We start from the raw sequence: 13,896 nt of genomic DNA on the forward strand, positions 1-13,896 counted from the left end.
GGACATGGAATGTCCTATCTGTCCGGCTGGCGACAGATGATATCAAATGTCAAGAGGGGCGCACGATAGAGGTGGGGTGAGGACAGTGAACCGCCACGCTGGTCGCTCGACGTCCCCTGACGGGACGCCGGGCGCGTCGGGGACCTGGTGTGCGATCTCTCCACCCAGGACCTCGCCACCTGGCTCGCCGCGACGAGCGGGCACTGAGGTTCGTTCCAAGGCTCCCTCTCCTGGATCTCCGTCCAGCGCGCGCGCCGCATACCTGAACGCCCGTCCTCCCAATGACGATTTTTTCGTCCCGGCACGCAACTGCCGTCCCCTTCCTGTCGACATGAGTGCGTGGGGGTCATGCTCGGACGAACCCCCGGGAGGACGAACTCATGCTCATCGACGTCGCAGCGCTTCCGACCGATCCGCTCGTGGGGACCCGTTATCGTGTCGTTCGTTTGATCGGCGGCGGTTCGTCCGCCGACGTGTTCGAGGCCGCGGGCCCTTCCGGCGAGCTCTTCGCCATCAAGGTGCTCCGCCACGAATTGCGTGATTCCCAGGAGGCCGCCGGGCGCCTCCTCCAGGAAGGGCGCTTGCTCGCCTCGCTCCGCCACCCGAACCTCGTCCCTCTGCGCGAGATGGGAATGACCCGGGACGGTCGTCCTTTCCTCGCCATGCCCCGCCTCGCCGGCGAGACCCTCCGCGAGACCCGCCTCCGCAAAGGCTCCCTCGCGCCCGCGTTCGCCGCGTCCCTCGTCGCCGGCGCGCTCGATGGATTGCATGCCGCCCATCGGCAGGGCGTCGTGCATCGCGACGTCAAACCCAGCAACATCTTCCTCGTTTCCCCGAATGCCGGCCCCCCGCGCCCCGCGATGCTCGATTTCGGCATTGCCAAGGTCTCCGGCGCCGCGGCCCTCGGCGCCACGCAGCAGGAGGTCATCCTCGGCACGCCTCGCTACCTCGCCCCCGAGCAGATCCTCGGCGGGCGCGTCGATGCTCGTACCGACGTGTATGCCATGGGCATCGTCCTCTTCGAATGCATTGCCGCCCGCGGCCCCTTCGATCTCCTCGCCGGATCCGATATCCTCACCCTCCTGCGCGCCCACCTCGGCCTCGCCCCGCGCCGCCTCGACGACGTCGCCGACGCGCCGCCTGCGCTCGCCCGCGTCGTCGCGCGGGCCCTCGAAAAGAAGCCCGCGCGCCGTTATCCCACGGCCGCCGCCTTCGCCGCCGCGATCCGCGGCGCCGTCGCGCCCGAGGCTTTCTCCGGTGCCGAGCGGAGGGCGTCGTGACAAACACGGAGCTTCGCACGGACCGCTCGGACCGATCCACGGCCCCCGACGAGAGCCTTCGTCCTCTTTCCACCCGCGCCCCCGTGCGCGCCACGCCCCTTCGCCGCGGCGAGCGCGCGCCGGGCACGCCTTGGATCATCGTTCGCCTCCTCGGCAAGGGCGGCGTCGGCGAGGTCTTCGAGGTCGAGCACGCCCTGCTCGGGCGCCGCGCCGCGCTGAAGGTGCTCCTGCCCGCGAATGCCGAGCGCCACGCGCTCGCCGCGCGTATCGCCGACGAGGGACGAATCCTCGCCCGGGTGCGCCATGACAACCTCGTCGACGTCCTCGACCTCGGATTGCTCACGGACGATGGCCGCCCCTACCTCGTCCTCGAGCTCCTCGAAGGGCGTGACCTCCGGGCCGAGCTCGCTCGCATCGGCGTCCTCTCCGTGCCGACGACCCTCACCCTTGCGTCGCAGATCCTCCGCGGCCTCGGCGCGCTGCACCGCGCGGGCTTCGTGCATCGCGACATCAAGCTCGAAAACCTTTTCCTTTGCGACGACGGTCGCGCCAAGATCCTCGACCTCGGCGCCGCCGAGCCAGCCTCGGGCTGTGAAGGCCCGGGCGCGCGGGGCGCCTCGCTCGGGACGCCGCGCACCATGGCGCCGGAGCAATTCGAGGGAAAACCCGTCGACGGGCGCACCGATTTGTATGCTCTCGGCCTCGTCCTGTACGAGCTCGTCGCCGGTCGTGGCCCCTTCGACGACATCCAAGACCTCGACGCCCTGCGCTTCGCCCACCTCGATCGAATCCCCGCGCCCCCGTCGTGCTTCGCGCCGCAGCCCATCCCCGCGGCCCTCGATGCGTGGATTCTCCGCGCCCTCGAAAAAGATCCGGACGACCGCTTCGCCTCCGCCGAGGCCATGGCCGCCGAGATCCCCGCGCTCGTCGCCCCCCTTTATGCCCCCACCGCGCGCGCCGACGAGATCACCACGCCGTCCGCTTTCTACTCGGACGTTTCTCGCCCGCCGCCGGAGCCCACGCGCCGCATGGTGGTCTCTGCCCTTGCCATCGCCGCGCTCGCCGCGGGGCTCGCTGGTGGCCGGCTCCTCGGGCCCCGCTCTTTCTTCGGCGGCGTCGTGAACGATCCGATCGACGCGCGATCGGTGTAAGGTCTTCGTGCACGCCTCCGTTTCCACCGGCGAACGGCGCGGGCCGTGGGGAGAACGACGATGGACCTCATTCGACGTGGGTTTTGGGCTGTTTCGTTGGCGACGCTGTGTTCCTCCGCCATCGGCTGCGGAGGGGGCTCCTACAAGGGGGGCGGCTCGGCGACGCCGAGTGAGGCGAGGAGCTTCGACGTCGAGACAACGGGCGCGGCCCAGGCCCCCGGCCAGTTCGGCGGCGAGTCGGGCGCTTTCCCCGCGCCTGCCGCCGACGAGGCATCGCCCGCGCCTCCGCCCGCCTCGCCGCAAGCGACCGCCACCCAGCGCCCCGGCGCGTTCGAGGCCGAGACCAAGCGCGCCGAGGTCATGCAGCCCGAGCCGCAGAACCGCCCCGGCCTCGGCACCGAGTGGGGCGAGACGCGCTCGTCGTCGATCACGACCGTGGCGTTCCAGCGCGCCGAACCCACGAGCCCCTTCTCGATGGGGAGCCTTTTCTACAACGACGAGGAGGGCGCGCGCGCCATGGCGAACGCCGCCGGCTTCCGTCGCACCTCGGGCGGCGTCACCCCCGTCGCGGGCGGCGCGCTGCTCGTCGGCCTGCGTGACGAGAACGGCGCGTTCCTGAACGGGTTCGTCGCGAGCGACAAGAACTACATCGTCGGCGAGGCCGGCCGCCGCTACACGATCGTCATCCGCAACCGCACGCCGAACCGCATCGAGTGCGTCGTCTCCGTCGACGGCCTCGACGTCATCGACGGCCGCGCCGCGGGCTTCTCGAAGCGCGGCTACCTCGTGCAGCCGCACGGCGAGCTCGAGATCGACGGCTTCCGCCAGAGCGTCGACGCCGTCGCCGCCTTCCGCTTCGGCTCCGTGCGTGGCTCGTACGCGGCCAAGAAGTCCGGCGGCGATTCGCGCAACGTCGGCGTCATCGGCTTCGCCTTCTTCCACGAGCGCGGGACGAACCCGTTCCCGTGGACGAACGACGAAGTGAACAAGCGCCATGACGCCAATCCCTTCCCCGGCCAGTTCGCGACGCCTCCCTGATCCTCCCCCCTGATCTGGAATCCGCCCTGATCCTGGGCCCCGACGCACCGCGAAATTTTCCGACTACCCAACCCGCCGCGGCCGCGCTACCCCCCCGGCCGTGGCGATCGATCTCAACCCCTCTCAGAAGCAGGCGGTCGAGCACGATCTCGGGCCGATGCTCGTGCTCGCCGGGGCAGGCTCGGGCAAGACGCGCGTCGTCACCGAGCGAATCGGGCGGCTGCTCGGCAAGGGCGTCCCCGCGACCAGCATCCTCGCGATGACCTTCACGAACAAGGCCGCCGCCGAGATGCACGAGCGCGTCGCGAAGCTCGTCGGCCCGAAGGTCGCGAAGGACCTCAAGGTCTGCACCTTCCACCGCTTCGGCCTCGACACGCTCGGCCAGGAGACCCGCGCGCTCGGCTTCCGCGGCTCGAAGTTCGCCATCCTCGATCAGGCGGACCAGACGAGCGCGATCCGCGAGATCCTGCGCGAGCTCCGCACCACGAAGAACTACGACATCGGCGCGATCCTGGCGCGGATCTCCGCCGCGAAGAACGACTTCATCACGCCCGAGGAGTGGCTCGAGAAGCAACGCAAGAGCCGCGGCGTGGACGAGTACGACGAGATCAGCATGCTCGTCTACCCGAAGTACCTCGCGGCGCTGCGCACGTTCCAGGCGTTCGACTTCGACGACCTCATCTGCGAGCTCGTCCGCCTCTGGAGAAAACGCACCGACGTGCTCCAGAAGTACCAGATGCGCTACCGGTACCTCATCGTCGACGAGTACCAGGACACGAACCACGCGCAGCTCGAGCTCGTGCTGCAGCTCGCGGGCGCGCACAGGAACGTGGTCGTCGTCGGCGACGACGACCAGTCGATCTACGCGTGGCGCGGCGCCGACGTGAAGAACATCCTCTCGTTCGAGGATCATTTCCCGGGCGCGAAGGTCGTCAAGCTCGAGCACAACTATCGATCGAAGAAGCCGATCCTCGACGTGGCGAACGCGATCCTCGCGAAGCAGTCGGGCAAACGGCATCGCAAGATCCTCGTCCCCACGCAGGGCGACGGTCCGATCGTGCAGGTCGTCGTCTGCGCCGATCCCGAGGTCGAGGCGAGCTTCGTCGCCTCCCAGTCGCAAGAGCTCATCGAGAAACACGGCGTGCGCCCCAAGGACATCGCCGTGCTCTACCGCTCGAACCTCCAGGCCCAGCCGATCGAGCAGGCGTTGAAGGAGCGGAGCATTCCGCTCCGCATGATCGGCGGCCAGCAGTTCTTCGAGCGCAAGGAGGTCAAGGACCTCATCGCGTACCTCAAGGTCGTGCTCTCGCCGGACGACGAGATGTCTTTGCGGCGCGTCGTGAATTATCCGGCGCGGGGCATCGGCGAGGTCGCGTTCAACAAGATCACGGCGCACGCGACCGCGCAGGACATGAGCCTCTGGGCCGTCGTGCAGCGCGCGCACGCGGTGCGGGAGCTGCCGCCGGGGGCGCTCGAGGGGTGCCGGCAGTTCGTCCGGATCATCGAGGGCGGGCGGCTCGCGTTCGAGCAAAAGCTGCCGAGCGCGGAGATCGCGGCGAAGCTCTGCGAGGCGATCGGCCTCAAAGCCGACATCATGGCGGCCTCGGCGAACCCGCAGGTCGCGGCCCGTCGCTGGGGCAACGTCGAGGGCCTGCTCAAGGTCTTCGCGCGCCGCGACGAGGCGGGCAAAGGGGATCGGGACCACTTCGCCGAGTTTTTGCGCCTGCTCGCGCTTCGCATGGACGAGCAGGACGAAGAGGCGACGGACCGCGTCACGCTCACGACGATGCACGGCTCGAAGGGTCTGGAGTTCCCGTACGTCTTCGTGATCGGTGTCGAGGAGGGCTTTTGCCCGCATTCGCGCACGACGGTCGAGCGCGCGACCGATTTCGTGCCCGGTGATCAGGACGGCGCGGTGAGCCTGGAAGAAGAGCGTCGCCTTTTCTACGTGGCCGTCACGCGCGCCCGGGAAAAACTCTTCATGTCGCGCTGCATGGCGCGCGGGCAACGCGGCAAGCTCGTGCCGCGCACCCCGAGCCGGTTCTTGCTGGAGCTGCCGCGTGAGCTCTACGAGGAGCGCGAGGAGACGGCGCCGATCGCGCCGGGCATCGAGAAGACGAAAGCCGGCGCCGCGAACCTCCTGGCGGCGCTGCAGGCGCTGCCGCCGGGCGAGCTGCCGATGATCCCGCGGGCGCGCCCGCGGTTTTGAAAGACAAACCTCCCCCAATTCCCTTTCCGCCGCGCCGCCCCGGGTGTAAGACCATTCCGGGAGGTCTTCGTTATGAAGTACGGCGCGATTTTTTTTGCACTCGTCGGGATCGTCGCAATGGCCGAGGGCTGCGGTGACGACGGCGGGTCGGCCAATACGGGCGGCATCGCGGGATCGGGTGCCGGCGAGGCGGGAGGCGCGGGCGGCACCGGCGGCGTCGGGGGGGTGGGAGGCGCGGGCGGCGCAGGAGGCGACGGCGGCGCGGGTGGCGGGGGCGGCGCGAGTGTCTTCTTGAAGTGCGGCGACACGCCTCCGCCCGGCGCGACCCTCGCGCCCGAGCCGCCCAAGTATTCGGGCGGCGAGTGTCCCACGCTCGTCTCCGGCCACAACCTCATCAAGAGCGGCGGCGCCGACCGTGATTTCCGCCTCGTCGTCCCCACAGAGATCCTGCCCGACGAGCGCCTCCCCGCGATCTTCCTCTGGCACTGGCTCGGCGGCAGCGCCGACGATTTTTACGAAAAAGGCCAGATCCAGGCGGCCGTCGACAGCCAGCGCTTCATCGCCGTCATCCCCGAATCGAAGGACGATGTCACGTTCAAGTGGCCCTTCGACACCACGCAGACCCCGGCGCGCATGGAGGAAGAATTCGTCTTCTTCGACGACATGCTCGCCTGCGTCTCGGCGCAGTTCAGCGTGAACAAGGAGTGCGTCGCCAGCGCCGGCGTCAGCGCGGGCGCGCTCTGGACGAGCCAGCTCGCGGGCGGCCGTGGGCAATACCTCTCCTCGATCATCTCGCTCTCCGGCGGCACGGGCGGCCTCATCAAGCCTTTCCCGAACCCCGAGCACCGCATGCCGGCGATCGTCCTCTGGGGCGGCCCCACCGACAATTGCTTCGGCGTCATGAACTTCGAGACCGCGTCGAAGGACCTCGAGAAGAACCTCGCCGAGCGGGGGCATTTCTTCCTCGAATGCATCCACAACTGCGGCCACGCCGAGCCGCCCATCGACGCCATGAACGGGCTCACGAGCTATGCGTCGATGTGGCAGTTCGTCTTCGACCACCCCTACTGGATCGGCGCCGGCGAATCGCCTTATGCCAAGGGTTTGCCCGACATCTTCCCCACCTGGTGCGACGTCGGCGCCGCGAGCGCCACGCCGCGCGAAGGCAGCTGCCCGAACGGCCCCGGCTGCTGAGCCCGAACGCTCTTCGAAGCGAGCCCATCTTCGCGGGAAAACGGTTTTTCCGGACAGCATCGAGAAAATACATTCGGCGTGACGTGCGGCCTGTCTAGATCGTAGTAGGGCTCTGTACGTAACGATTCGTGACGTCACGGGGCCGAATGCAGACGCATAAAAGACAACGGTCCACGTCGCTCGGGCTCTTCCTGGCCGTCCTGTCGCCGATCGCGGCGCTCGCCGTGCATGCGTCTCTCGAACGGTGGCTCGGCGAGCGTCCACCCTTGTCCCTCTTTTCCATTGCGGTCGCTTTTCCGGCCGTGGTCGGCGGCCTCGGGCCCGGCCTGCTTGCCACGGCACTTTGTGGCCTCGCCGTGCTCGCTCGCGGGGCGATGGCCGGCGGGAGCGCGCTCTTGCTCGCCGTGCCGTTCGTCGCGCTCGGCCTCGCCATTACCTGGATCGGCGAGCGCATGCGCCGCTCCGATCGCAAGTTCGGCGATTGCACGACCCTGCTCGAGCGGCTGCGCGCCCGCGAGGTGAGCAGGAGGGGCGAGGTCGAGGGATTGCGCGAGAGCGAGGAGCGATTTCGCGCCCTGGCGCAGGCCTCCTTCGATCCGCTGGTCCTCCACAGCGAGGGCGTGATCCTCGACGTCAACCAGGCCTTCACCGAGGTCTTCGGTTATGGCCGCGAGGAGGTCCTCGGGACCCGCAAGGAAATGCTCGCGCCCGAGGAGTTTCGGCCTCTGCTCGTGGAGCACGGCAAGAGCGGCGGCGAGGTTGCGTACGAGGCCGTGCTCCAGCGCAAGGACGGCAGCCGATTCGTGGCCGAGCTTCGTGGCGGCAACGTCCATGTCAAGGGCCGCCCAGCGCACGCGACGGTCATCCGCGACCTCACGCCGCGCCACGCCGCCGAGAGCGCGGCGCGCTGGACCGACGAGCTGTTCCGGCAGCTCTATGAGTGGATCCCCCTCGGTATGGCGCAGGCGGACGTCAAGGACGGGCGCTTGCTCCGGGTCAACGCGTGTTACTGCGAGATCACCGGGTATTCGGCGGCCGAGCTCCTCGGCAAAACCTTCAGCGAGCTCACGCACCCCGAGGATCGTAACAAGGACGTGGCCGGTTACCGGGAGGCCGCGCGGGACGGGCGGGTGTATCGCACCGAAAAGCGATATCTTCGCAAGGACGGCAGCATCGCCTGGGTGCGCGTGCACGCCTTTTTCTTGCGGGACCTCCATGGGGTGATCACCACGTCGACCGCGGTGATCGAGGACATCACGCAAAGGAAGCGCAACGAGGAGGCGCTCCGCGAACTGCAGCGCTCGACCGAGGAGGCGCTCGGCCTGCTCGACAGCCTTTTCGCGTATGCGCCCGTCGGCATCGCGCTGCTCGATCGGGAATGCCGGTATGTCCGGGTCAATGAGTACCTGGCCGCCATGAACGGCTCCTCGGTGGCCGAGCACGTCGGGCGCCGGGTCGCCGAGGTCGTCCCCGACCTCTGGCCGAAGGTCGAGGGCGTGTACGCCCGTGTCCTCGCGGGCGAGCGGCACCTCAACGTGACCATCTCCGGCGAGACGCGCGCGCGCCCGGGCGAGGTCCGGCAATGGTCGTGCAATTATTATCCGATCCGGGCTCGCCAGGCGGACGACATCGTGGGCATCGGTATCCTGATCCAGGACGTCACCGATCAGAAGCACGCCGAGGAAGCCCTGCGCGAGGCCGATCGCCGCAAGGACGAATTCCTCGCCATGCTTGCGCACGAGCTCCGCAATCCGCTCGCGCCCATCAAGACGGCCGTGGAGATCCAGAGGCGGGTCGAGCTCGCCGAGCCGCGGCTCTTGCGGTCCCGCGCCGTGATCGAGCGGCAGGTCGAGCACCTCGTGCGCCTGCTCGACGACCTGCTCGACGTCTCGCGGATCTCGCGCGGCCGGATCACCTTGCAAAGGGAGACGCACGAGCTCTGCGACATCGTGGCGCAGGCGGTCGAATCGACGAGGCCGCTGATCGACGCCCGCCGCCACGAGCTCGTCCTTGCGCCTTGTGCTGGGCCGCTCCACGTGAACGTGGACGCGGCGCGGCTCACGCAGATCGTGGCCAATCTGCTGAACAACGCGGCCAAGTACACCGATGACGGCGGCTGCATCGACCTTTGCATCGAAAGGGGGCCAAGAAACGAAGCATTCATCCGGATCAAGGACAACGGCCGTGGGATCGACCCGAAGGACTTACCGCATGTATTCGACACATTCTATCAATCGACGCGCACCCTCGACCGCTCGGAAGGGGGGCTCGGAATCGGACTCTCTCTCGTTCGCCGCCTCGTCGAGCTGCATGGCGGAAGGGTCGAAGCCCATAGCGATGGGCTCGGAAAAGGCAGCGAGTTCGTCGTCTGGCTCGCCCTCGAGGAGGTCCCGATGACGCTCACGCACGAAGCCGAGCACCCCTTGTCCGGCCATAGCCGCCGCGTCCTCGTCGTCGACGACAACGTCGACGCGGCCGAGACCATGGCCGCGCTGCTCGAGACCCTCGGCCACGAGGTCGCCGTCGCGCACGACGGCGAGGCGGCCCTCGAGGCCGTCTCGAACGGCCATCCCGAGATCGTCCTGCTCGACATCGGCCTGCCGCGCATGGACGGCTACGAGGTTTGCCGCCGCCTGCGCGGCGATGACGCCACGCGCCCCTTCATCGTCGCCGTCACCGGCTACGGCCAGGCCGAGGACCGCGATCGCGCCTTGAAAGCCGGCTTCGACGCCCACCTCGTCAAGCCCGCGAGCTTCGACGCCATCCAGGAGGTCCTCCGCGCCGCCTGAGCCCTCTCCAGAACCAGCCTGGATCCAGCCTCGGACAATATTCGTCCGAGCCTCTCCAAGTTCTCCACACCTGAACGCTTTCCGCGTGGTAGACGGACGAGCAGGCTCCTTTTGGGGCCACCCCGTCGAATGTCCAGCGGCAAGCGTCACACGAAACCGTCGGATCCAGCCTTTGGCCCCGCCAAGCGCGTGTCCGAGCTCGTCTCGGGCACCGATCCGGAGGCGCAGAAGGCGCTCGCCGACCGGCACCACGCGCGGGCGCGGCGGCCTCGTTCGGCCAAGGCCATGCCCGCCGTGCGTCCGGACGAGCGCGGCTCCGGGACGTATCTGCGCGTCGCCCCGACGCGCTCGCGGGTCCTCAACGCCTTCCTGCACGAGGCCGGCGTGGCCGGGCTGCTCTCGCCGGACGTCACGGTCCTCGACGAGCAGGCGCTCGCCCCGCGCCTCGTCGAGCTCGCCCGGAAATACTTCGCGCCCATGCTCGCCGCGGCCGGGAATGTCGAGGGCGCGCTCCGCATCGCCGCGGAGCTGCCAACGGTCACGAGCGAGCGGGGCGCGCGCCTGGTCGTGCGACGCGCCCTCACCGCGCCGGGCCCGCTCGGCGCGTGCGCCCGGGATTACGAGGAGCATCGGCGCAAGACGGGCGCCCCCGAGCAGGACGACCTCGAAGGCCAGGCCATCCTCGCCGCGTTCGCCGGCCGCATCGTGGCTCAGGCCGAGCGCCTCCTCGGCTCGTACGTGCGTGACGAGGTGCAGGCCACGTTGCGCCTCCTCGCGCCTCCCCGCGCGGAGGGACGGCCCGCGCGCAAGCCTTCGGTGCGCATGCCGGCGTCCACGGCGGGGCAGGGCGCGCCGGCTGGCAAGAAGCGCTCTCTCGGCTGAGGATGCGGCCTGCCCCGTGGTAGAAGGGGGCCTCATGGATCAGCGCGAGATCAGGTTTCCTTGCGACGACGGCTTTTCGATGCGGGGCATCCTCACGCTGCCGGACCGGCCGGAGCCGGGCCCCGCGCTTTTGCTCATCTACGAGGTGTTCGGCCTCAATGAGGAGATGAAGCGCGTCGCGCGGGAGTTCGCCGAGGCGGGATACGTCGTGCTGATCCCGGACCTCTTTCACCGCGGCCCCAAGCTCCTCTGCGTTGCGCGCGCGATTCGCTCGATCGTCAAGCAACGCGGCCGTCCGCTCGATGATCTCGACGCGGCGAGGCGGTATCTCGCGTCGCGCTCCGAGGTGGATGCCGAGCGGCTCGGCGTGGTCGGCTTTTGCATGGGCGGCGGCTTCGCGATCGTGCTCGCGATGCGGGGCCATTACAAGGTCGCTGCACCTTTCTATGGCGAGGTCCCCGAGGATCTGCCGAGCGCCTGCCCGACGGTGGCGAGCTTCGGCGGGCTCGACGCGCCTCTGCGCGACGCGCCCGTGCGCTTGCGGAGGAGCCTCGACAAGCTCGACGTCCCCGCGGACATCAAGGTCTACGAGGACGCGGGGCATTCGTTTTACACGCGCATCGAGGGCGCGATTCTCCAGAAGATCGGCCCGCTCCTGCCGATGCACGCCGGCTACCACGAGCCCTCCGCGCTCGACGCGAAGGAGCGCGTCCTCGCGTTCTTCCAGAAGCATCTCGATCCTGTGGTGTAATGTAGCACATTGTAGACCACGGTTTTCCCGTTTCTCTGGTGCGATCTTTCCGTCCTCGGTCTATGGTCGGCGCCATGAATTCGAAGCTTCGAGTTGGCGGGATCGACATCGAGTGGCGGGAGGACGAGGGGCTTTGCTTGTGGGCCGGTGCGCCGGTGATGACGGCGTGGATCGAGAGCACCATGGCGGGGCTGCTCACGACGGTGCAGAGAATGGTCGGGGCCGAGCGGTTCGAGCTCGCGATGCAGCAGGGGGGGCGCGACAGCATCGATGGTGATTGGCGCATGATTGCCTCGGCGCCGACGTTCGAGGAGGGGTTCGGAAAGCTCATCCGGGTCGCGGCGACGGCGGGCTGGGGGCGCTGGGAGCTCGTTTCGGTGGACCTCGCCGCGCGCGAGGCCCGGGTGCGGGTCCACAACAACTGGGAATCGCTCGCGCAGCGCGCGCGCGGGGTCTCCTGGGGGGCGTCCTTCGTCGCGGGCAAGCTCTCCGGGATCTTTCAGCGCCATTTCGGGGTCCCGACCTGCTGGGCCGAGCAGACGCAGTTCGCGGCGGCCGGCGACGCCTATGACGAATTCGTCGTCCGGCCCTCGGACAGGAGCCTCGAAGAGCGGCTCGACGCGCTCTTTCGATCGGATCAGGCCACGAAGGCGGACCTCGCGGTGGCGCTCGAGCGCGTGCGCAAGGAGGTCGAGGAGCGCTCGCTGGCCGAGCGCGAGCTGCGGGAGAAGCTCGAGCTCATCGCGCGGCAGGAGGAGGCGATCCGGGAGCTCTCGACCCCGATCATCGAGGTCTGGGACGGCGTTCTCACGGTCCCGCTCTTCGGCGCGGTCGATGCGAGGCGCGCGGCCGAGATGATGGAGCGGCTGCTCGACGCGATCACGCACAAAGGCGCGCGGATCGCGATCATCGATTTGACGGGCGTCGACACGGTCGACGCGGAGACGGCCGATCACATCGGAAAACTCGTGCGCGCGGCGGAGCTCGTCGGCGCGAAATGCATCATCACGGGCATTCGCCCTGCGGTCGCGCAGACGATGGTCGATATCGGGATCGACCTCACGAAGATCGCCACGCTGTCGACGCTGCGCGAGGCATTGCGTCGCTCCATGCGCCCGGCGGATCCGCAAAAGGCAAAAAAATCCCGACCCGCAGGAGCCGTGTGAGCGCTCGCGCCTCGCTCTGGCGAAGGCGCGCCTGCGCCGTTTTCCAGGTACACGGTCACGATTGCAAAACAGCGTCAGCCCGTCGTCGCTCGGATGGCAGCGTACTACGCTATGGCTGCAACTTTTGATTTTGCTGGCTTGATTTCGGCGCCCGCGATACGCTCTTCTTTCATTGCAAAGTGAGTCCGAAAGATGGGCGACAAGCTTCGTGTCGGGGGAATCGAAGTCGAGTGGGACGCCGAGAAGGGCATGTGCACCTGGGCCGGCGCTCCCGCCGTGACGATGTGGACGAAATCGTCCGTCGCAGGGCTCTTGTCCGGTTTTCACCGGATGGTGGGCACCGAGCGGTTCCGGCTCGCGCTCCATGGCGGCGGCCGCGACAGTACGGAGGAAGATTTCGCCGTCATTGCCGCGGGGACCACGTTCGAAAAGGGCTTCGAGGCGCTCGGGGCGATCGCCTCCTCGGCGGGCTGGGGGCGCTGGGAGCTCGTCTCGGCCGACCCGAAAACCCGCGAGGCGCGCGTCCGGGTCCACAATGGCTGGGAGTCGATGGCGCAGCGCGCGATCGATGCCGATTGGGGCTCTGCATACGTGGGCGGCAAGTTCGCCGGGATCTTCCAGCGTTATTTCGGAGTTCCGTCCTGCTGGGCCGAGCAGACGGCATTCGCTTCCAAGGGCGACGCATATGACGAGTTCGTCATCCGGCCCTCGGAGAGGAGCCTCGAAGACCGGCTCGACGCGCTCTTTCATTCGGACCAGGCCACGAAGGCGGATCTCGCGGTGGCGCTCGAGCGCGTGCGCAAGGAGGTCGAGGAGCGCTCGCTGGCCGAGCGTGAGCTGCGGGAAAAACTCGAGCTCATCGCGCGGCAGGAGGAGGCGATCCGGGAGCTCTCGACCCCGATCATCGAGGTCTGGGACGGCGTGCTCACGCTGCCGCTCTTCGGCGTGGTCGATAGCCAGCGCGCGGCCGAGATGATGGAGCGGCTGCTCGACGCGATCACGCAAAAGGTCGCGACGTACGCGATCATCGATCTCACGGGCGTCGACATCGTGGATACCTCGACGGCCGATCACATCGGGCGGCTCGTGCGCGCGGCCGAGCTGCTCGGCGCGCGCTGCATCATCACGGGCATCCGGCCGGCGGTCGCGCAGACGATGGTGCAGATCGGGATCGATCTCACGAAGATCATCACGCTCGCGACGCTGCGCGAGGCGCTCCGGCGCTGCATGCGTTCGAGCGAGATGGGCCGCAAGTAACGGCCGGGCCGAGCGTTTTTCCAAACCATTCGACGATGGGGCTACGCTCGGGCAAGCCGAGCTACGCCCCAAACATCATTCGACGATGGGGCTACGCTCGGACAAGCCGAGCTACGCCCCAAACATCATTCGACGATGGGGCTACGCTCGGACAAGCCGAGCTACGCCCCAAACATCAT

The 13,896-nt window shown here is 68.4% G+C and carries 10 protein-coding genes; all 10 read left to right on the top strand.

Annotation, left to right across the window (positions count from 1 at the left end; translation table 11 throughout):
- The first annotated feature begins 380 nt into the window (after window positions 1-380).
- The 10 genes from QHF83_RS46985 (at window position 381) to QHF83_RS47030 (ending at window position 13,717) form a co-directional block, all read left to right on the top strand.
- Entirely contained in the window at window positions 381-1,280 is a 900-nt protein-coding gene (locus QHF83_RS46985) for a serine/threonine-protein kinase (protein WP_282424680.1), read from the top strand.
- Window positions 1,277-2,431: a serine/threonine-protein kinase gene (locus QHF83_RS46990; protein WP_282424681.1), complete on the top strand. Its 1,155-nt coding sequence runs from the start codon at window positions 1,277-1,279 to the stop codon at window positions 2,429-2,431. Before QHF83_RS46985 ends, QHF83_RS46990 begins: the two co-directional genes overlap by 4 nt.
- Window positions 2,432-2,527: 96 nt before the next feature.
- Window positions 2,528-3,469 (top strand): hypothetical protein, encoded by a 942-nt coding sequence (locus tag QHF83_RS46995; RefSeq protein WP_282424682.1) that lies wholly within the window; start codon window positions 2,528-2,530, stop codon window positions 3,467-3,469.
- Window positions 3,470-3,569: 100 nt separating this feature from the next.
- Entirely contained in the window at window positions 3,570-5,678 is a 2,109-nt protein-coding gene (locus tag QHF83_RS47000) for a UvrD-helicase domain-containing protein (protein ID WP_282424683.1), read from the top strand.
- A 72-nt stretch (window positions 5,679-5,750) separates the two neighbouring features.
- On the top strand, window positions 5,751-6,872 hold the full coding sequence (locus QHF83_RS47005; RefSeq protein WP_282424684.1) for a hypothetical protein: 1,122 nt from the start codon (window positions 5,751-5,753) through the stop codon (window positions 6,870-6,872).
- Window positions 6,873-7,018: 146 nt separating this feature from the next.
- The gene (locus tag QHF83_RS47010; protein ID WP_282424685.1) at window positions 7,019-9,661 is read left to right on the top strand and encodes a PAS domain S-box protein; all 2,643 of its coding nucleotides are present in this window, start codon (window positions 7,019-7,021) and stop codon (window positions 9,659-9,661) included.
- A 189-nt stretch (window positions 9,662-9,850) separates the two neighbouring features.
- The gene (locus QHF83_RS47015) at window positions 9,851-10,543 is read left to right on the top strand and encodes a hypothetical protein (protein ID WP_282424686.1); all 693 of its coding nucleotides are present in this window, start codon (window positions 9,851-9,853) and stop codon (window positions 10,541-10,543) included.
- A gap of 34 nt (window positions 10,544-10,577) precedes the next feature.
- Window positions 10,578-11,294: a dienelactone hydrolase family protein gene (locus QHF83_RS47020; protein ID WP_282424687.1), complete on the top strand. Its 717-nt coding sequence runs from the start codon at window positions 10,578-10,580 to the stop codon at window positions 11,292-11,294.
- A gap of 74 nt (window positions 11,295-11,368) precedes the next feature.
- Window positions 11,369-12,460, top strand: a complete 1,092-nt coding sequence (locus tag QHF83_RS47025) for an STAS domain-containing protein (protein WP_282424688.1) — start codon at window positions 11,369-11,371, stop codon at window positions 12,458-12,460.
- A gap of 192 nt (window positions 12,461-12,652) precedes the next feature.
- Window positions 12,653-13,717 carry an STAS domain-containing protein gene (locus tag QHF83_RS47030; protein ID WP_282424689.1) on the top strand — a complete coding sequence of 355 codons (1,065 nt, stop codon included), beginning with the start codon at window positions 12,653-12,655 and terminating at the stop codon, window positions 13,715-13,717.
- Window positions 13,718-13,896 lie beyond the last annotated feature (179 nt).

The organism is Polyangium sp. 15x6 (genome assembly GCF_029960785.1).
Lineage (GTDB): Bacteria > Myxococcota_A > Polyangia > Polyangiales > Polyangiaceae > Polyangium.